The sequence below is a fragment of the Mycobacterium neumannii genome (assembly GCF_048452905.1).
GTDB classification, from domain to species: domain Bacteria; phylum Actinomycetota; class Actinomycetes; order Mycobacteriales; family Mycobacteriaceae; genus Mycobacterium; species Mycobacterium neumannii_B.
Genome location: NZ_JBCGVF010000007.1, coordinates 226,364 through 244,517, shown reverse-complemented (window position 1 = coordinate 244,517; position 18,154 = coordinate 226,364). Strand labels below are relative to the sequence as shown.

General features: G+C 65.9%; 16 protein-coding genes. 10 read left to right on the top strand and 6 right to left on the bottom strand.

What is annotated here, in order from left to right; all coding sequences use genetic code 11:
* Positions 1-27: 27 nt before the first annotated feature.
* Positions 28-1,398, top strand: a complete 1,371-nt coding sequence (locus tag AAHH99_RS21445) for a DNA polymerase IV (RefSeq protein ID WP_418770502.1) — start codon at positions 28-30, stop codon at positions 1,396-1,398.
* Here AAHH99_RS21445 and AAHH99_RS21440 read toward each other — a convergent pair.
* Positions 1,380-1,847, bottom strand: coding sequence for a hypothetical protein (locus AAHH99_RS21440; protein WP_418770733.1), 468 nt, complete (start codon positions 1,845-1,847; stop codon positions 1,380-1,382). The genes AAHH99_RS21445 and AAHH99_RS21440 overlap by 19 nt on opposite strands.
* 36 nt (positions 1,848-1,883) lie before the next feature.
* Positions 1,884-2,819, bottom strand: coding sequence for an asparaginase domain-containing protein (locus tag AAHH99_RS21435; protein ID WP_418770501.1), 936 nt, complete (start codon positions 2,817-2,819; stop codon positions 1,884-1,886).
* Between the two features lie 43 nt (positions 2,820-2,862).
* On the opposite strand from AAHH99_RS21435, the gene lspA reads away from it, so the two are divergent.
* The 5 genes from lspA (at position 2,863) to dnaE (ending at position 9,566) form a co-directional block, all read left to right on the top strand.
* Positions 2,863-3,414: a signal peptidase II gene (lspA, locus tag AAHH99_RS21430; RefSeq protein ID WP_418770500.1), complete on the top strand. Its 552-nt coding sequence runs from the start codon at positions 2,863-2,865 to the stop codon at positions 3,412-3,414.
* A complete protein-coding gene (locus AAHH99_RS21425) occupies positions 3,415-4,344 on the top strand; it encodes an RluA family pseudouridine synthase (protein ID WP_418770499.1) in 930 nt (309 codons plus the stop codon).
* Entirely contained in the window at positions 4,341-5,240 is a 900-nt protein-coding gene (gene rarD, locus AAHH99_RS21420) for an EamA family transporter RarD (protein ID WP_418770498.1), read from the top strand. Before AAHH99_RS21425 ends, rarD begins: the two co-directional genes overlap by 4 nt.
* Positions 5,241-5,271: 31 nt before the next feature.
* On the top strand, positions 5,272-5,931 hold the full coding sequence (locus tag AAHH99_RS21415) for a TetR/AcrR family transcriptional regulator (protein ID WP_418770497.1): 660 nt from the start codon (positions 5,272-5,274) through the stop codon (positions 5,929-5,931).
* A gap of 89 nt (positions 5,932-6,020) precedes the next feature.
* Positions 6,021-9,566 (top strand): DNA polymerase III subunit alpha, encoded by a 3,546-nt coding sequence (gene dnaE / locus AAHH99_RS21410; RefSeq protein WP_418770496.1) that lies wholly within the window; start codon positions 6,021-6,023, stop codon positions 9,564-9,566.
* On the opposite strand, the gene AAHH99_RS21405 is transcribed toward dnaE, so the two are convergent.
* Both AAHH99_RS21405 and AAHH99_RS21400 read right to left on the bottom strand, forming a co-directional pair.
* Positions 9,529-10,962, bottom strand: coding sequence for a sensor histidine kinase (locus AAHH99_RS21405; RefSeq protein ID WP_418770495.1), 1,434 nt, complete (start codon positions 10,960-10,962; stop codon positions 9,529-9,531). The two genes, dnaE and AAHH99_RS21405, sit on opposite strands and share 38 nt — an antisense overlap.
* Positions 10,963-11,057: 95 nt before the next feature.
* Positions 11,058-11,822 carry a response regulator transcription factor gene (locus AAHH99_RS21400; RefSeq protein WP_418770494.1) on the bottom strand — a complete coding sequence of 255 codons (765 nt, stop codon included), beginning with the start codon at positions 11,820-11,822 and terminating at the stop codon, positions 11,058-11,060.
* Between the two features lie 341 nt (positions 11,823-12,163).
* On the opposite strand from AAHH99_RS21400, the gene AAHH99_RS21395 reads away from it, so the two are divergent.
* Positions 12,164-14,413, top strand: a complete 2,250-nt coding sequence (locus AAHH99_RS21395; RefSeq protein WP_418770493.1) for a SulP family inorganic anion transporter — start codon at positions 12,164-12,166, stop codon at positions 14,411-14,413.
* Between the two features lie 536 nt (positions 14,414-14,949).
* Here the strand turns inward: AAHH99_RS21395 and AAHH99_RS21390 are convergent.
* Positions 14,950-15,633: a hypothetical protein gene (locus AAHH99_RS21390; RefSeq protein WP_418770492.1), complete on the bottom strand. Its 684-nt coding sequence runs from the start codon at positions 15,631-15,633 to the stop codon at positions 14,950-14,952.
* A 30-nt stretch (positions 15,634-15,663) separates the two neighbouring features.
* On the opposite strand from AAHH99_RS21390, the gene AAHH99_RS21385 reads away from it, so the two are divergent.
* Positions 15,664-16,077, top strand: a complete 414-nt coding sequence (locus AAHH99_RS21385; protein WP_418770491.1) for an SRPBCC family protein — start codon at positions 15,664-15,666, stop codon at positions 16,075-16,077.
* Here the strand turns inward: AAHH99_RS21385 and AAHH99_RS21380 are convergent.
* A complete protein-coding gene (locus AAHH99_RS21380; RefSeq protein WP_418770490.1) occupies positions 16,074-16,304 on the bottom strand; it encodes a hypothetical protein in 231 nt (76 codons plus the stop codon). The two genes, AAHH99_RS21385 and AAHH99_RS21380, sit on opposite strands and share 4 nt — an antisense overlap.
* A gap of 88 nt (positions 16,305-16,392) precedes the next feature.
* Between AAHH99_RS21380 and AAHH99_RS21375 the strand changes: the two genes are divergently transcribed.
* Positions 16,393-16,830 carry a nitroreductase family deazaflavin-dependent oxidoreductase gene (locus tag AAHH99_RS21375; protein ID WP_418770489.1) on the top strand — a complete coding sequence of 146 codons (438 nt, stop codon included), beginning with the start codon at positions 16,393-16,395 and terminating at the stop codon, positions 16,828-16,830.
* A gap of 29 nt (positions 16,831-16,859) precedes the next feature.
* Positions 16,860-18,140 (top strand): threonine ammonia-lyase IlvA, encoded by a 1,281-nt coding sequence (ilvA, locus tag AAHH99_RS21370; protein ID WP_418770488.1) that lies wholly within the window; start codon positions 16,860-16,862, stop codon positions 18,138-18,140.
* The last annotated feature ends 14 nt before the right edge of the window (positions 18,141-18,154 follow it).

Below are 18,154 nucleotides of genomic sequence, written 5' to 3'. Positions count from 1 at the left end.
CAGGCTAGCGCCTTAGCATCTGCAGCAATGGACGCTCGCTGGGTTCTGCACCTCGACATGGACGCCTTCTTCGCGTCCGTCGAACAGCTGACGCGTCCCACGCTGCGGGGGCGCCCGGTGTTGGTCGGTGGGCTCGGCGGGCGCGGTGTGGTCGCCGGGGCGAGCTACGAGTCCCGGGTGTACGGCGCCAAGTCGGCGATGCCGATGCACCAGGCACGCAGGCTGGTCGGCGCTGCGGCGGTCGTCCTTCCACCGCGCGGCGTCGTCTACGGCGTGGCCAGCCGCCGGGTGTTCGAAACCGTGCGCGCGACGGTGCCCGTTCTTGAACAGCTCTCGTACGACGAGGCTTTCGGTGAGCCCGCCGAGCTCTCGGGCGCGTCGGCGGATGAGGTCGAGGACTTCTGCCGGATCCTGCGCGCGCAGGTGCTCGAGGTGACCGGGCTCGTCGCGTCCATCGGGGCGGGCTCGGGGAAACAACTCGCCAAGATCGCATCCGGGTTGGCCAAACCCGACGGTATGCGCGTGGTCCGCCGCGATGAGGAGCGTGCGCTGCTCGACGGCCTGCCGGTGCGGCGGCTGTGGGGGATCGGACCCGTCGCCGGGGAGAAGCTGCACAGGCTCGGCATCGAGACCATCGGCGCATTCGCCGCGCTCAGCGAGGCCGAGGCCGCCGACATCCTCGGCGGCACCGTGGGCCCGTCGCTGCACCGGCTCGCCCGCGGCATCGACGACCGGCCGGTCGCCGAGAACGCGCCCGCCAAACAGATCAGCGCGGAGTCCACGTTCCCCGAAGACCTGACCACCCTCGATCAGCTTCGCGAAGCGATGGGCCCGATCGGTGAGCACGCCCACCGGCGCCTGGAAAAGGACGGCCGCGGCGCGCGCACCGTCACCGTGAAGCTGAAGAAGTCCGATATGAGCACGTTGACCCGCTCGGCGACCCTGCCGTACGCAACCACCGACGCGGCCACCTTGATCGCCACCGCACGCCGGCTGCTGCTCGACCCGGTCGAGGTCGGGCCGATTCGCCTTCTGGGCGTGGGTTTTTCGGGGCTCACGGATGTTCGGCAGGAGTCGTTGTTCCCGGACTTGGAGCTGATGGCGTCCGACGACGACGTGACGCACACCGGGGTGCCACCCACCGTCTCGGACCTCGCCGCGACCGCACCCGCCTGGCGCATCGGCGACGACGTCACCCATTCCGACTTCGGGCACGGTTGGATCCAGGGCGCCGGGCACGGCGTGATGACGGTCCGGTTCGAGACCAGGACCAGCGGACCGGGCCAGGCCCGCACGTTCCCGGTAGACACGCCCGGTATCGAGCGTGCGAACCCCGTCGATTCCCTCGACTGGCCCGACTACCTCGCCGAGCTGGCGCGCTACCAGAGCACCCCGTAAACGCTCGAGATGGTGAAGCCGTGATCGCCGTACGTCTTACAGGTCACGGTGCCCTGATATCCGACACCGCAACTGGCGCCCCAGTTTTCGAGCCGGTGCCCAGCCGGCAGGACGTCGACACCCTCGCGGGTGAACGTTAGTGTGGGGGAGTGCCGGTACTCTGCTGGGCCGCCGCTGATCAAGAAAGTCTGATTGGTTCCGGGCGGGGCGTCCAGCGGGACCCCGTCACAGCCGATGGGTCCGCCGTTGGGACCGATGCCGCATGACAGGCCGTCGGGTGTCTTGAAGAACACGTGGTAGTTGGGCGGTGGGCCGGGTCGGTAGAAGCCTTGCGCGACGGGGTAGTCGTCGATCGTGTCGGTGCCCGGGGGCGCTTCGGCGCGGGCCACCGCGCCCGCGGCCAGGGCCAGCACTAGAACCGCGATCAGCGTGGCGCCTCGGCGAAGCAGGTTCTCGAAGGGCACGCGTCCACGGTGCCATGCGCGTCAACCCCATCGACCGACGGCTTCGTCGACGGGCACACCGCTCGCCAGCGCCGCCATCAGCAGCACCCGTGCCTGCGGGGAGCGCAGCCGACGCACCGGCACAGCTCCGGCGGCGACAAGTTCGTGGCCCGGTCCGTATGCGGGCCTCACCCGCGCTCCCGGCACACGCGTGGTGACCGCGACGGCGACGCCCCCGTCGCGGAGTCGCCGTACCCCGTCGATCACCGCCGCGCCGGCATTGCCCGCTCCCAGTGCCTCCAGCACGATCCCGCGCGCACCCGCGGCCGCGCAGGCGTCCATCGTCACGGCATCCGCACCCGGATAGGCGGCGACGATGTCCACCCTCGGCGCCCCGGCGGCCGACAGCGCACCGAAATACGGTCGCTCCTTGTTCGTATGCCGGTCGAAGCCGTTCCGCGACACGGCGCCGACCACCGCGCCGATGAAACCACGCAGGTCACCCGTCGTCGCCTTGTGCAACCCCAACGGCTGCCAGACCGAACCCGAGAAGGTGACCACGACACCGAGGTCTCGCGCGTGCGGGCTGCCGGCAATGGTCAGCGCGTCACGCAGATTCGCTGGGCCGTCGGCGTCGGGGGCGTCGGCGCTGCGCTGCGCCCCGGTCAGCACCACCGGCGCGGTGCCGCGATAGGTCAGTTCGAGCCACAGCGCCGTCTCCTCGATGGTGTCGGTGCCGTGTGTGACGACGACGCCGTCGGCGTCCGCCGCAGCCGCGACCGCCGTGCCGATGCGATCCCAGTCGGCGGGAGTCAGCTGGGAGCTGTCGACCGCCACCACGTCGACCACCTCGACGTCGAGAACGCCCTCGAGTCCCGACGTCAGTTCGGCCCCTGTACGAGCCGGACGCTTGATGCCGTCCTCGCCCGTGGCGCTGGCGATTGTGCCGCCGGTGGTGATGACGACGACGCGACCCATGGTGCGGGATTCTTCCGCATCGACGTTTTGGGATGATGGTTCAGTGACTGACGACCCAGACGTGGCCGACGAGACGTCCCAAGAGGCGGCGCCGCCGAAGCGACGGCTGGGCCTGTTGCTCGGCATCGCCGGCGTGGTGCTGGTCACCGACGTCGTCACCAAGGTGCTCGCGGTCAGACTCCTCACCCCGGGCCAGCCCGTGTCGATCATCGGCGACACGGTGACCTGGACGCTGGTGCGCAATTCGGGTGCGGCGTTCTCGATGGCCACCGGCTACACGTGGGTGCTCACGCTGATCGCCACCGGCGTGGTGATCGGGATCATCTGGATGGGCCGACGGCTGGTGAATCCGTGGTGGGCGGTCGGGCTGGGCATGATCCTCGGCGGGGCCCTCGGCAACCTCATCGACCGGTTCTTCCGTTCACCCGGCCCGCTGCAAGGACACGTCGTGGACTTCCTGTCCATCGGGTGGTGGCCGGTCTTCAACGTGGCCGATCCGTGCGTGGTCGGCGGGGCGATCCTGTTGGTGGGGCTGTCGCTGTTCGGGTTCGACTTCGATACCGTCGGGCGGCGGAAAGCCGCCGAGGACGAATAGATGGTCGATCGGTCGCTTCCAGTCCCCGAGGGTCTGGCCGGCATGCGGGTCGACGCGGGCCTCGCCCGGCTTCTCGGTTTGTCGCGGACGGCCGCCGCGGCGCTGGCCGAAGAGGGCGGTGTCGAGATCGACGGCGCCCCTGCGGGAAAATCGGACAAGCTGACCGCGGGCGCCTGGCTGGACGTGCGGTTGCCCGAAGCACCTGCGCCGGTGGAGAACACGCCCGTCGAGATCGACGGGATGGCGATCCTGTACTCCGACGAGGACATCGTCGCGGTGGACAAGCCGCCGGGGGTCGCCGCACACGCCACCGTCGGCTGGTCGGGCCCGACGGTGCTGGGAGGCCTGGCCGCGGCGGGCTTCCGAATCAGCACCTCGGGGATCCACGAGCGCCAAGGCATCGTGCACCGCCTCGACGTCGGCACCTCGGGGGTCATGGTCGTCGCGCTCTCTGAACGCGCATACACGGTGCTCAAGCGGGCGTTCAAACAGCGCACGGTCGAGAAGCGCTATCACGCGCTGGTGCAGGGACATCCCGACCCGTCGAGCGGCACGATCGACGCACCGATCGGCCGTCACCGCGGACACGACTGGAAGTTCGCGGTCACCGAGGGCGGCAGGCACAGCGTCACTCACTACGACACCCTGGAGGCGCACCGCGCCGCGAGCCTGCTCGACATCGAACTGGAAACCGGCCGTACACACCAGATCCGGGTGCACTTCGCCGCGCTGCACCATCCATGCGTCGGTGATCTCACCTACGGTGCGGATCCCACGCTGGCCAAGCGGCTCAAGCTGGACCGGCAGTGGCTGCACGCGCGGTCGCTGGCTTTCGCGCATCCCGCCGACGGGCGCCGCGTCGAGATCACCAGCCCGTATCCGGCCGATCTGCAGCACGCCCTCGACGCACTGCGCAATCACGAACTGTGAGCGAGACCCGCAGACCCGGCTTGCTGTTCGGCGTCGGCGCCTACGTGTGCTGGGGAACGTTTCCCGCGTTCTTTCCGCTATTGAAACCCGCCTCGGCCCTCGAGGTGCTCGCGCACCGCATCGTGTGGAACTTCCTGCTGATGGTCGTCGTGGTCGCGGTCGTGCGCAGGCTCGGCGACCTGAAGCGGATCACCGGCCGCACCTGGCTGCTGCTGGCCGCCGCGTCGGCGTTGATCTCGATCAACTGGGGGATCTATGTCTATGCCGTCAACAACGGGCACGTGGTGGACGCGGCGCTCGGCTACTTCATCAACCCGTTGGTGGTCGTCGCGTTGGGGCTGATCGTCTTCCGGGAGCGACTCAACCGCGCGCAGTTCGGCGCGTTGGCCATCGCGGTGACCGGCGTGGTGGTGCTGACGGTGGAAGTGGGCGCACCGCCCTACATCGGGCTGGGCCTGGCGCTCTCGTTCGGCCTCTACGGCGCGGTGAAGAAAGTGGTGACGACCGATCCGCGGGTCAGCGTCGGAGTGGAAGCCGGCATCGCCACGCCGTTCGCGGCGGCCTACATCGTCGTGCTGCAGAGCACCGGGCACGGGACGTTCACCGACTACGGCGGTGACCACGCCGCGCTGATGGTGCTCTCCGGCGTCCTGACGGCGGTGCCGCTGTTGCTGTTCGCCGCGGCCGCGCAGCGATTGCCGCTGGTGACGATGGGCCTGCTGTTCTACCTGACGCCGGTGATGCAGCTGACGTGGGGCGTGGTCGTCGGCCGGGAGCCGATGCCGCCGGCCCGCTGGTTGGGCTTCGCGTTGATCTGGCTGGCGCTGCTGGTCTTCAGCGCCGACGCCATCGGGCGGTCCAAGGCCGATCGGGAACTTTGCGAAACCGCTGGTTGACCTCGCACTAGCAATGTCATAACGTTTGCTCGTGGCTGAAGAGACTGCGCTGGCTCTCGGCCCGCGCGGGCGGGGGCGTCCCGTGGGCTCCGACTCGGCCGAGACACGGGCCAACATTCTGCGGGCCGCGCGAGCGGTGATCAACGAACGCGGATACGAGGCGGCGACGTTCAAAGCCGTCGCGGTGCGCGCGGGGATCAGCCGGCCGACCATGCACTATTACTTCGCCACCAAGGAAGACCTCTACGACTGTCTCCAGCGTGAGGCGTACGCGGCGGTTTCCGCCTCGATCGCGGCCGCCAAACAACGAAATACGCTGCTGGAACAGCTAACTGCGTTCATCACGGCGGCCGGTGAGCGAGATCCCTCGGACGGTTCGATGATGCGGTTCGTGATCGCGTCGCGACTCGAACAGCACCGCCATCCCGGGCTGCGCGGCAGCGTCACACCGGTTGCCGAGGCGGTGGCGGACTTCTACACCTGGATGGTCGAAGAGGCGATGCGCCGCGGAGAGATCCCCGAGGGCGTGGACATCCAGGCGGTGGTCAACATGCTCTCGGCGATGTTCTGGGGAATGGGCTTCTTCGGACGGTTCGTCCACGGGTCCGAACCGGCGATCGCAGTTGCCAAGCAACTTAACAGGTTGTTGCGTCGGGGATTGCTCCCGTCACCGGCGAGCCTCGCGGTCTAGCGAGAAGCCGAAATTCTGCGCGCGGAGTGAAGACACGCATTTCCGACACGCCGAGAAGTGTCGGAAGGCGGTCATAGACTGGCCCTCCTATGAGCCCTTCGGATTCGCGGTCGTTCGTGCACCTGCATAACCACACCGAGTACTCGATGCTGGACGGTGCCGCGAAGGTCAAGCCGATGCTCGCCGAGGCTCAGCGTCTGGAGATGCCCGCGATCGGGATGACCGATCACGGAAACATGTTCGGCGCCAGCGAGTTCTACAACGCCGCCACCGACGCCGGGATCAAGCCGATCATCGGTGTCGAGGCCTACGTCGCGCCGGGATCGCGCTTCGAAACCAAGCGCATCCTGTGGGGCGATCCCGGCCAGAAGGGTGACGACGTATCGGGCAGCGGGTCCTACACCCACATGACGATGGTGGCCGAGAACGCCACCGGGTTGCGCAACCTGTTCAAACTGTCCTCGCTCGCCTCGTTCGAGGGTCAACTCGGCAAGTGGTCACGCATGGACGCCGAGCTGATCGCCGAACACGCCGAGGGCATCATCGCCACCACCGGCTGTCCGTCGGGCGAGGTGCAGACCCGGCTACGGCTCGGCCACTATGACGAGGCCGTCGCTGCGGCCGCCAAGTGGCGGGACATCTTCGGACCGGACAACTTCTTCCTCGAGCTGATGGACCACGGCCTCGACATCGAACGCCGGGTGCGCGAGGGGTTGCTTGACATCGGACGCAAGCTCGGCATCCCGCCGCTGGCCACAAACGACTGCCACTACGTCACCCGTGACGCCGCCCAGAATCATGAGGCGCTGCTGTGTATCCAGACCGGCAAGACGCTGTCGGATCCGAACCGGTTCAAGTTCGACGGTGACGGCTACTTCCTCAAGACGGCCGCCGAGATGCGTGCGCTGTGGGACGGCCAGGTGCCCGGGGCATGCGACTCCACGCTGCTGATCGCCGAGCGGGTGTCGTCCTACGAGGACGTGTGGACCGTGCGCGACCGGATGCCGGTTTTCCCCGTGCCCGAGGGACACACCCAGGAGTCGTGGCTGCGCCACGAGGTCCGCGCGGGGCTCGAGCGTCGCTTCCCCTCCAGTGACGTACCGCAGGAGTACACCGATCGCGCCGACTACGAGATCAAGGTCATCTGCGACAAGGGTTACCCGTCCTACTTCCTGATCGTGGCCGACCTCATCAACTACGCGCGGTCGGTCGACATCCGGGTCGGGCCCGGCCGCGGGTCGGCCGCCGGGTCGCTGGTCGCCTACGCGCTGGGCATCACCAACATCGACCCGATCCCGTACGGGCTGCTGTTCGAGCGGTTCCTCAATCCCGAGCGGGTGTCGATGCCCGACATCGACATCGACTTCGACGACCGCCGCCGCGGCGAGATGCTGCGGTACGCCGCCAACAAGTGGGGCAGCGACCGCGTGGCCCAGGTGATCACCTTCGGCACCATCAAAACCAAAGCTGCGCTGAAGGATTCGGCGCGTGTGCACTACGGCCAGCCCGGCTTCGCGATCGCCGACCGGATCACCAAGGCGCTGCCTCCGCCGATCATGGCAAAAGACATCCCGCTGTCGGGGATCACCGACCCCAACCATGAGCGGTACAAGGAGGCCGCCGAGGTCCGAGGCCTGATCGACACCGACCCCGACGTCCGCACCATCTACGAGACCGCGCGCGGACTCGAGGGTCTGGTGCGCAATGCCGGTGTGCACGCCTGCGCGGTGATCATGAGCTCCGAGCCGCTGATCGATGCGATCCCGCTGTGGAGACGCCCGCAAGACGGTGCTGTGATCACGGGCTGGGACTACCCGTCGTGCGAGGCCATCGGCCTGCTGAAGATGGACTTCCTCGGGCTGCGCAACCTGACGATCATCGGTGATGCGCTGGACAACATCAGGGCCAACCGGGGGATTGAGCTCGACCTCGAAGCCGTCTCGCTCGACGACAACGCGACCTACGAACTGTTGGGCCGCGGCGACACGCTCGGCGTGTTCCAGCTCGACGGCGGGCCGATGCGCGACCTGCTGCGGCGCATGCAGCCGACCGGCTTCGAGGATGTCGTCGCGGTGATCGCGCTGTACCGCCCCGGCCCGATGGGCATGAACGCCCACAACGACTACGCCGACCGCAAGAACGGCCGTCAGGCGATCAAGCCGATCCACCCCGAACTCGAAGAGCCGCTGCGCGAGATCCTCGCCGAGACCTACGGCCTGATCGTCTACCAAGAGCAGATCATGCGGATCGCGCAGAAGGTGGCCGGGTACTCGCTGGCCCGAGCCGACATTCTCCGAAAAGCCATGGGCAAGAAGAAGCGCGAAGTCCTGGAAAAGGAGTTCGAGGGCTTCTCCGAGGGCATGAAGTCCAACGGTTTCTCCGCGGCCGCAATCAAGGCGCTGTGGGACACCGTGCTGCCGTTCGCTGACTACGCGTTCAACAAGTCGCACGCCGCCGGGTACGGCCTCGTCTCGTACTGGACGGCCTACCTCAAAGCCAACTATCCGGCCGAGTACATGGCCGGCCTGCTCACGTCGGTCGGCGACGACAAGGACAAGGCCGCGGTGTACCTGGCCGACTGCCGGAAACTGGGCATCACGGTGCTCCCTCCGGATGTCAACGAGTCGGGGCTGAACTTCGCCTCGGTGGGTGAGGACATCCGCTACGGCTTGGGGGCGGTGCGCAACGTCGGCGCCAATGTCGTTGCCTCGTTGATCAACACGCGCACAGAGAAGGGGAAGTACATCGACTTCTCCGATTACCTGAACAAGATAGAGATCGGCGCCTGCAACAAGAAGGTCACCGAGTCGCTGATCAAGGCAGGCGCGTTCGACTCGCTGGGGCATCCGCGCAAGGGGCTGTTCCTGATCCACACCGACGCCGTCGATTCCGTGCTCGGCACCAAGAAGGCCGAGGCGATGGGGCAGTTCGACCTTTTCGGCGGCGCCGACACGGCCACCGACGCGGTGTTCACCATCAAGGTGCCCGACGAGGAGTGGGAGGGCAAGCACAAACTCGCGCTCGAACGCGAGATGCTCGGCCTGTACGTGTCCGGTCATCCGCTCAACGGCATCGCCCACCTGCTGGCCGCCCAGGTCGACACCGCGATCCCGGCCATCCTCGACGGCGACCTCCCCAACGACACCCAGGTGCGCGTCGGCGGCATCCTTGCCTCCGTCAACCGCAGGGTCAACAAGAACGGGTTGCCCTGGGCCTCCGCGCAACTGGAGGATCTGACCGGCGGCATCGAGGTGCTGTTCTTCCCGCAGACCTACTCGACGTTCGGTGCCGAGATCGCCGACGACGCCGTCGTGCTGGTCGGCGCCAAGGTGGCGATCCGCGACGATCGGATCTCGTTGATCGCCAATGACCTTGTGGTGCCCGACTTCTCGAATGCGCAGCTGGATCGACCGCTGGCGGTGAGCTTGCCGACGCGGCAGTGCACCGTCGACAAGGTGACCGCGCTCAAGCAAGTGCTGGCCCGTCACCCCGGCACGTCGCAGGTGCATCTGCGGTTGATCAGCGGGGAGCGGATCACCACGCTGGAGCTGGACACATCGCTGCGCGTCACACCGTCGTCGGCCTTGATGGGCGACCTCAAGGCACTGCTCGGTCCTGGCTGCCTGGGCGGCTGACGACCTCCGGGAGCACGACGGTGAACACCGTAGCTCCTGGCCGGGATTTCACCGACACCGCGCCGTTGTGTGCCTGCGCGACCGACTGGACGATGGCCAGGCCCAGTCCTAGGTTGCCGAGCTTGCGGGAACGTGACTTGTCTGCTCGGACGAATCGGTCGAACAGGTGCGGGAGGAGCTCAGCTGGAATGCCCGGGCCGTCGTCGTGAACTGTCAGCTTCGCGCGGGCAGGGCCTGGGGCGTTGGGGTCGCGCGAAACCGTCGTCGTCACCGTGGTGCCAGGCGGGGTGTGGTCGACCGCATTCATCAACAGATTGGTGACCAACTGATGCAGCCTGGCCCGGTCGGCGGAAACCCAGATCGGATCTTCGGTGAGCACCGTACGCCAATCGTGGTCTGTGGCCGAGACCGCGATGTCGCTGACGGCGTTGGTAACCAAGTCATTGAGGTCGACGTCCTCGGTCAGCAGATCCTGCCGTTCGTCGAGGCGTGACAACAGCAATAAGTCGGCAACCAGCGAAGACATCCGGCTGGATTCGGCTTCGATCCGGGCAAGCGCATATTCGGTGGTCTCGGGTAGTTCGGCGCTGTCTTGCCGAGTCAGCTCGGCATAGCCCTGAATCGCGGTCAGGGGAGTGCGCAATTCGTGACTGACGTCGGCAAGGAATCGACGCATGCGGCGGTCAGATTCGGCGCGTTCGGCCAGCGCCGAGTCGACGTTGACCAGCAACCGGTTCAGAGCTTGCCCGACAATGCCGACTTCGCTATCCGGGTCGGTGTAGGCGTCGGGGATGCGGATGTCGATACGGTTCTCCGGAGCCGCGAGTGGGAGCTTGGCAACAGTCGCCGCTGTTGCCGCGACTCGGCGCAACGGACCCAGCGCATAGCGCACGATCAGCAGCGTGCCTATCGCGATGACCAGCAGCGCGGCGATCACCAGGAGAACGGTGGCGACGAATCCCCTGGCAACCGCTTGGTCGGTTGGACGCAAGCTCGCGGCGGCCACCAGCCAGTCACCGTCGTCGATGCTCATGCTCTTCAGCCGGTAGCGGCCGAGCTCACCGAGTACGGCATTGAACGGCGAGCCGTTGTCGTTCCACTCGATGGCTTCGAGTGCGGAGACCGCACCAGGTGGTGCATGGCGTGCCTCGTTGTCCGTGAAGACCGCCGAACCGGTCACGGTCCCGTCACGAACCACCGCGATCAATGAGCCCACCGGTTGCCCGGTGAAGGTTATCAGCGCATCGGGTCCTTTCATGCCGAACGGTTGCGGATGCGCCTCGGTGTACGACAGTTTGGTGAACGAATGCCTAAGCGCATCAAGCGAATTGGTAAGACGGTCATCAGTCAGGTCATAGGCGTAGTCGCGCAGGCTGATCATATGGAGCACGCCCATGACAACCATCACGACACCCACCACGCTGGATAGGCCCACCACCAGGCGCCGTCGCAGGGTGCGTGGCACCCACCATCGCGCTCGCCTGGTCGGTGTCACGAGGGGGACCGCAGCATGTACCCGACGCCGCGCACGGTTTGAATCATCGGCTGCAGGCCGCCGTCGATCTTCTTGCGAAGGTATGAGATGTAGAGATCGACGATGCTGGTTCTGCCGTCGAACCCGTAATTCCAGACGTTATCCAAGATTTCGGCTCTGCTGATGGCACGATCGGGGTTGCGCATTAGGAATCGCAGGAGCTCGAATTCTGTTGCCGTCAGATCGATAACACGCCCACCCCCGGTGACGGTCCGGCTGGCACCATCCAGCCTCAGCTCGCCAACGGAGATCTCGTCCTGTGGGGCAGATGCGGTGTACTGCCCCCGCCTGAGCAGACCGCGGATGCGCGCGACGAGTTCCTCCAGGCTGAAGGGTTTGGTCATGTAGTCGTCTGCGCCCGCGGTTAACCCCGCGACGCGGTCGGCGACTGAATCACGGGCGGTCAGGAACAGTATCGGCGTGTTGGCCTCCGATTCCCGCACGCGATGCAGGATCTGCATGCCGTCGATGTCGGGCAGCATGATGTCGAGGATCAGTACGTCCGGCGCGTTGGCGTTGAACTTGGCGACGGCGTCACCGCCGGCATGGGCGACATCGACTTCCCAACCCTCGTACCGCAAGGCCATCTTGACGAGATTGGTCAGAGCCAACTCGTCGTCGACGAGAAGTACCCGGATGGCCGAGCCGTCGGCCCGATAAATCCGCGGCAGTTTTCCCAGGATCGCTTGACGGTGTGACGGCCTTGGAGCCGGTTGCTTCATCTTCTAACTACTCCCTTTACGAGCGGCATACGAGGCTGTCAACGAATTCATATCTAATTCACACATCGGTATGCACGCCGAGTTGTTCTGGTTACCAACATATATGCGTTCCATATGAAGCACGAGGATCCGTTTGCCCCCTCAGTTCCCACATTCATAACTTGGACCTCGTAGACGATGAGGTCTCACCATCTGACTCTGTGCAGCGCTTCGCCGGCTGAGAGTGTGTCCGCGCTGACACGGCCAATTGGCGCTTTATCAAACGACTTTGGAACGACGAACGGGAATCGCCCATGAACGAAGGACAACAGGCCGCCGTCGCGAACGGACATGACAGCATTATGGGAGAAAGGTCGAAGACGACTCGTTGGCGATCGATAATGCGTTACGACCTGCCCGCGTCGTTGGTGGTGTTCCTGGTTGCTCTTCCGCTGTCGCTGGGTATCGCCGTCGCCTCGAACGCGCCAGTACTTGCCGGACTGATTGCCGCCGTCGTCGGCGGTATCGTCGCTGGCAGCCTCGGCGGATCACCGCTGCAGGTGAGCGGGCCGGCCGCAGGTTTGACCGTCATCGTAGCCGGATTGGTCGGGCAGTTCGGATGGGCAGTGACCTGTGCCATCACGGTATGTGCAGGGCTACTACAGGTGCTGTTCGGGCTCAGCCGGATTGCGCGTGCGGCGTTGGCCATCGCACCCGTCGTGGTGTACGCGATGCTGGCCGGCATCGGGGTCACGATCGCTCTTCAGCAGCTGCACGTGCTGCTCGGCGGTGAATCGAAGAGTTCGGCACTCACCAGCATCACCGAGTTCCCGGCACAGTTGGCCAACGCCGACGGCATGGGCTTGGTCTTGGGCCTGGCTGTCATTGCCCTGCTTCTGGTGTGGCCGAGGGTTCGGGGGGCCGTGGGCAAGGTGCCGGGACCGTTGGTCGCGATCGCCGGCGTGACGCTGGCCTCGGTGGTGTTGTCGCTCGACGTTCCGCGTCTGGCGATCGACGGCAACCTCTTGGATGCGCTGCAACTTCCGGAATTACCAGACGGCAACTGGGGTGCTTTCGCCATCGGGGTGCTCACCGTGGCGCTCATCGCCAGCGTGGAGAGTTTGTTGTCGGCCGTGGCGGTGGACCGACTCCACGGCGCCACTCGCACGGACTTCGACCGGGAACTGCTCGGCCAAGGCAGCGCGAACATCGTGTCGGGCGCCATCGGCGGGTTGCCCGTCACGGGCGTCATCGTGCGGAGTTCGACGAACGTCTCCGCCGGCGCCCGCAGCCGTGCCTCGGCCATCTTGCACGGTGTCTGGGTGCTGTTATTCGCGCTGCCCTTCACGGCCCTCATCCAGCAGATTCCCTCCGCGGCGCTGGCGGGCCTGCTGATCGTGATCGGCCTTCAGCTTGTCAAGTGGCCGCAGATCAAGACCGCCCACCGCACCGGTGATTTGGCCGTGTATCTCGTCACGATCCTGGGGGTGGTGTTCGTCAACCTGCTCGCAGGCGTGCTGATCGGACTGGGGCTGGCGGTCTCTCTCATTATCTGGCGCGTCGTCCGAATGCGAATTCGGGTCGAGCAGGAGGGCGAAGACGATTGGCGCGTCACCATCGCGGGCTCGCTCACCTTCCTCTCGCTGCCCGTATTGACCCGGAAGCTTGCGTCCATCCCCGCGAACGCCACCGTGACGCTCGAGTTGTCGGTGGACTTCCTCGATCACCCGTGCCTGGAGTCGATCGCACATTGGCAACGCCAGCAGCAGGCTGCGGGAGGCGCGGTGTATATTCACGAACTCGGTGCTGTGAAGATGGGCAGCGCCATGCAGGGGCCCCCGGAACGTGTACTCGAGTCGCCGACCGGCAGTCTGGCCGGCGTTTTACCGTGGAGTTCGTGGCAGGGTAACGGCGTTGAGAACACCGACGGCCGCGAAGCGAGCGGTGCCGACAGCCCACCGCGGCCGCTCTTGGATGGCTTGGCCGTATACCAGCGGCGCACCGCGCCGGTGATTCGACGGCATCTGCGCGATCTCGCCCATGTTCAACGACCGCAGACGCTATTCATCACGTGCGCGGACTCGCGCCTGGTACCCAACGTGATCACAGCGAGTGGACCGGGTGATCTGTTCACCTTCCGCAACGTCGGCAACATGGTGCCGCCGGATCGCAACGATGCCTCGGCGGAAGCGGCGATAACGTTTGCGGTTGAACACTTGGCCGTTTCGTCGATCGTGGTTTGCGGGCACTCGAGCTGCGGGGCTATGACGGCGCTCTTGTCCGCACCGACCAACGGATCGATGCACGGCGATGACGGTGATCCACTTGTGCGCTGGCTACGAAATGGTCGGCACACGGTCGCGGCGTTTCGCTCGGGCGACCACCCGGTCGCGCGATCTGCGGCTGCTGCAGGGTTCTCGATAGTAGACCAATTGAGCATGGTCAACGTCGCGGTCCAAATGGAGACTCTGCGACAACATCCGGTCGTCGAAAAGGCGTGTCGGGAAGCTGGGCTGCAGCTGAGCGGTCTGTTCTATGACATCGCCTCTGCGCGGGTCTTGCGGGTCAGTGACGACCATATCGGGGCCTTGGCTGTCGAACCCAGCGCTTGACAGGCCAGACACCCGAATCCAAAGCGCAATGCGGTGAAGGCACATATATGTGAATGCACATATATGTGCCTTCACATATGCGCCCTCTATGAATGTATGGCAGTTCCTGGAGGGCAGCTCCTAGGCTTGGGGTATCACGAAATACCAAGCACAATAGGAGGATTCGAATGTACACCAAATGTATTGGAATCGTATCGGGTATTGCCGCTGTCGGCATGGTGGTGGGTCTGACCGCCGGCGCAGGGTCGGCTTTCGCGGCACCGACGGGACCGTCGGCGAATGAGACCATCGCCAGGTTGCAAGCCGAAGGGAACAGGGTCGTCATCAATAGGGTTGGGGCCGGCCAAGATTGCTCGATCACCTCTGTTCAGACCGTGCGTACGCCGCAGCCGCCGGCACCGCGCGGCAGGTCTATCGGAGGTAACCCGCAAATGGGCAACGCCTTCCAGCAGCATCAACCCACCGTCCATGTCGGTGTGCGGTGCAAGTGATCGATGCATGCTGAGAGCGCTCCACCGCAACGGATCTCGTGACGCTCAGTTCAGAACATTCACCGCCCGCGCAATGACGAGCCCCGCGGTGCCCAGTGCGACGATCGCCTGCACCGTCATCATCATCTTGGCCCACCGCGCGAGGGGCATGGTGTCGGTCGGGGAGAACGCCATCACGTTCGTCACGCTGACGTAGAGGTAGTCGACGAACGTGGGCCGCCAATCCGGTTCGGCCACATGCGGAGTCGTCATCTGCGGGAACAAGAAATCGGGATAGGGCCGCTCTCCTGCACGCCGCGCGAACGGCCCGCCCCGATCCAGCTCCCAGTACCAGATACCGAACACGATCACGTTCGTGACGATGATCGAGGCGCCGCTGCCGAGCAGCACCGCCGCATCGTTGCTTTCGCCGCCGCTGAGGATGCCGAAGGCCAGCACGACCGCCGACAGCGTGTTGTCGAGGGTGATCGCCGCCAGCAGAACCCATGTGGTGTACCGACCGATCCGCGTGCGCCGGGTCATGACGCGCGGGTTGATCGCCAGCAGCGCCAGCAGCAGAAGTCCTTCCAACACCACCAGCGGCCAACGGGGGACCAGCGTGTAGTCCTTCGGGATCGCGAGTTGCAACGCCATGACCGCCACCACCGCGATCAGCACGGGCATAGTGCTCTCCGGATCGCCGCGCCGCAACCAGGCCGGCGCGCGGTGCTGTTCCGGCGGTGATTCCATCCCGTCATTGTGATGCGCCAGGATGGTCGGATGGAGTCACGACACGTCAGCACCTGGATCGCCGCGCCGGCCGAGGCCGTCTATGAGTTCGCCGCGGACCCGCAGACGTGGCCGCGGTGGGCGGCGGGCATCGCACAGGGCGGCCTTCGCCAGACTCCGAGCGGTTGGGTGGCCGACTCACCGATGGGCGAGGTGATCGTCGAATTCTCGCCGCGCAACGATCTCGGCGTGCTCGACCACGTCGTGCGTCTGCCCACCGGGGAAGCGGTCTACAACCCGATGCGGGTGCAGCCCTGGAGTGTGCCGACAGACGCTGACGAGCCACGCTGCGAGGTGGTGTTCAGCGTGCGTCGACGGCCCGCGATGACCGACGAGGAGTTCGAGGCCGACACCGAAGCGGTTGTCGCCGACCTGGCGACGCTCAAGAGGCTGATCGAGGACTAAAGGCGCGACGAGCAGAGCGCGCTGAACGCCAGCCATGTGACGGTTCCGACCGCGGCACCGGCCAGCACCGCGGTGGCCGCCGTCGCGGTGGCGATCCCGATCACCAGCGTCACCAGCGCGCCGAGCACCAGAGCGATCAGCTTGTAGGCCGGCCACGGCACGCCCGCCACCGACACGTCGCACGTCACGCGTGCGGCCGCGGTGCGGAAGTTACCTGCGGTGGTCATGACACCCACGATAGCTCGTAACCTATTTTTCGGCCACCCGAAACACCGGATAAGGTCAGTGGATCTCCAGCGCGTCTAAGCTGATGGGATGCCACTTTCCGGAGAGTATGAGCCCAGCCCGTGGGACTGGGTGAGGGAACACGCCGACAAAATCACGGAGTCCGGCACCACTGCGGGTGTGGACATGAAGGGTAAGCCGCTCATCCTGCTGACGACCGTGGGCGCGAAGACGGGCAAAATCCGCAAGACCCCGCTGATGCGGGTGGAACACGACGGCCAGTACGCGGTGGTGGCCTCTTTGGGCGGCGCCCCGAAGCATCCGGTCTGGTACCACAACATCAAGGCCCATCCGCGGGTGGAACTGCAGGACGGGGCGGTGACCAGGGAGTATGACGCTAGGGAGGTCACCGGCGAGGAGAAGGCGGTCTGGTGGGAGCGCGCCGTGTCCGCATGGCCCGACTACGCCGAGTACCAGAAGAAGACCGACCGCCAGATCCCGGTGTTCGTGCTGACCCCGATTTCTTGAAAACCGCTGGTTGGTGGCACCATTGACCGGTGTCCGCTGAACTGAGGCAAAGCCCGAGGACGTCGCCACTTCGTGCGGCGGATATCGACGAGGCCGCTCAGCGAATTGCGGACGTCGTGCTGCGCAGCCCGCTGGAACTCAGCGACAGGCTCTCGGACGCCACCGGCGCTGCGGTGTATCTGAAGCGTGAGGATCTGCAGCCGGTGCGGTCCTACAAGTTGCGCGGCGCGCACAACCTGCTGATGCAGTTGTCCCCCGACGAGTTGGCCGCTGGCGTGGTGTGCTCGTCGGCGGGCAATCACGCGCAGGGCTTCGCGATGGCGTGCCGCTCGATGGGCGTGCGCGGCCGGGTCTACGTGCCGGGCAAGACGCCCAAGCAGAAGCGCGACCGGATCCGATACCACGGCCGCGAGTTCATCGAGTTGATCGTCGGCGGCAGGACCTACGACGACGCCGCGGCCGCCGCAGCCGAAGACATCGCCCGCACGGGTGCGACGTTGGTGCCGCCTTACGACGATCTGCGCACGATGGCCGGACAGGGCACGATCGCCGCCGAAATCCTCGTCCAGCTCGACGCCGAACCCGACCTCGTCGTTGTCCCGGTCGGGGGCGGCGGATGCATCGCCGGCATCACCACATATCTGGTCGAACGAACCAGCGGCACCTCCGTGTTGGGCGTCGAGCCGGCGGGGGCGCCCGCGATGATCGCGGCGCTGGCCGCCGGTGAGCCGGTGACGATCGACGATGTGGACCAGTTCGTCGACGGTGCGGCGGTGAAGCGCGCGGGAACGCTGCCGTACGAGGTGCTGGCGGCGGCCGGCGACATGGTGTCGATGACGACCGTCGACGAGGGCGCAGTGTGCACCGCGATGCTCGACCTGTACCAGAACGAGGGCATCATCGCCGAGCCGGCGGGAGCGCTGTCGGTGGCCGCGTTGATGGAGGCCGACATCGAGCCGGGATCGACTGTGGTGTGCGTGATCTCGGGCGGCAACAACGACGTGTCGCGCTACGGCGAGGTGCTGGAGCGTTCGCTGGTGCATCTCGGCCTCAAGCATTACTTCCTGGTCGACTTTCCGCAGGAACCGGGCGCACTGCGCCGGTTCCTCGACCAGATCCTCGGGCCCAACGACGACATCACCTTGTTCGAGTACGTCAAGCGCAACAACCGCGAGACCGGCGAGGCGTTGGTCGGAATCGAGTTGGGTTCGGCGACCGACTTCGAAGGCCTGCTCGAGCGCATGCGCGCATCGGACATCCACGTCGAGGCGCTCGAACCGGACTCACCGGCGTACCGCTACCTGCTCTGAGGTAATCGGTGCCG

What these genes read in the sequence shown, in the direction of transcription:
- AAHH99_RS21445 (WP_418770502.1), top strand. Translation starts at nt 28, where the DNA reads ATGGACGCTCGCTGGGTTCTGCACCTCGACATGGACGCCTTCTTCGCG.
- AAHH99_RS21435 (WP_418770501.1), bottom strand. Translation starts at nt 2,819, where the DNA reads ATGGGTCGCGTCGTCGTCATCACCACCGGCGGCACAATCGCCAGCGCC.
- AAHH99_RS21425 (WP_418770499.1), top strand. Translation starts at nt 3,415, where the DNA reads ATGGTCGATCGGTCGCTTCCAGTCCCCGAGGGTCTGGCCGGCATGCGG.
- dnaE (WP_418770496.1), top strand. Translation starts at nt 6,021, where the DNA reads ATGAGCCCTTCGGATTCGCGGTCGTTCGTGCACCTGCATAACCACACC.
- AAHH99_RS21405 (WP_418770495.1), bottom strand. Translation starts at nt 10,962, where the DNA reads ATGGGCGTGCTCCATATGATCAGCCTGCGCGACTACGCCTATGACCTG.
- AAHH99_RS21400 (WP_418770494.1), bottom strand. Translation starts at nt 11,822, where the DNA reads ATGAAGCAACCGGCTCCAAGGCCGTCACACCGTCAAGCGATCCTGGGA.
- AAHH99_RS21395 (WP_418770493.1), top strand. Translation starts at nt 12,164, where the DNA reads ATGGGAGAAAGGTCGAAGACGACTCGTTGGCGATCGATAATGCGTTAC.
- AAHH99_RS21390 (WP_418770492.1), bottom strand. Translation starts at nt 15,633, where the DNA reads ATGGAATCACCGCCGGAACAGCACCGCGCGCCGGCCTGGTTGCGGCGC.
- AAHH99_RS21385 (WP_418770491.1), top strand. Translation starts at nt 15,664, where the DNA reads ATGGAGTCACGACACGTCAGCACCTGGATCGCCGCGCCGGCCGAGGCC.
- AAHH99_RS21380 (WP_418770490.1), bottom strand. Translation starts at nt 16,304, where the DNA reads ATGACCACCGCAGGTAACTTCCGCACCGCGGCCGCACGCGTGACGTGC.
- AAHH99_RS21375 (WP_418770489.1), top strand. Translation starts at nt 16,393, where the DNA reads ATGCCACTTTCCGGAGAGTATGAGCCCAGCCCGTGGGACTGGGTGAGG.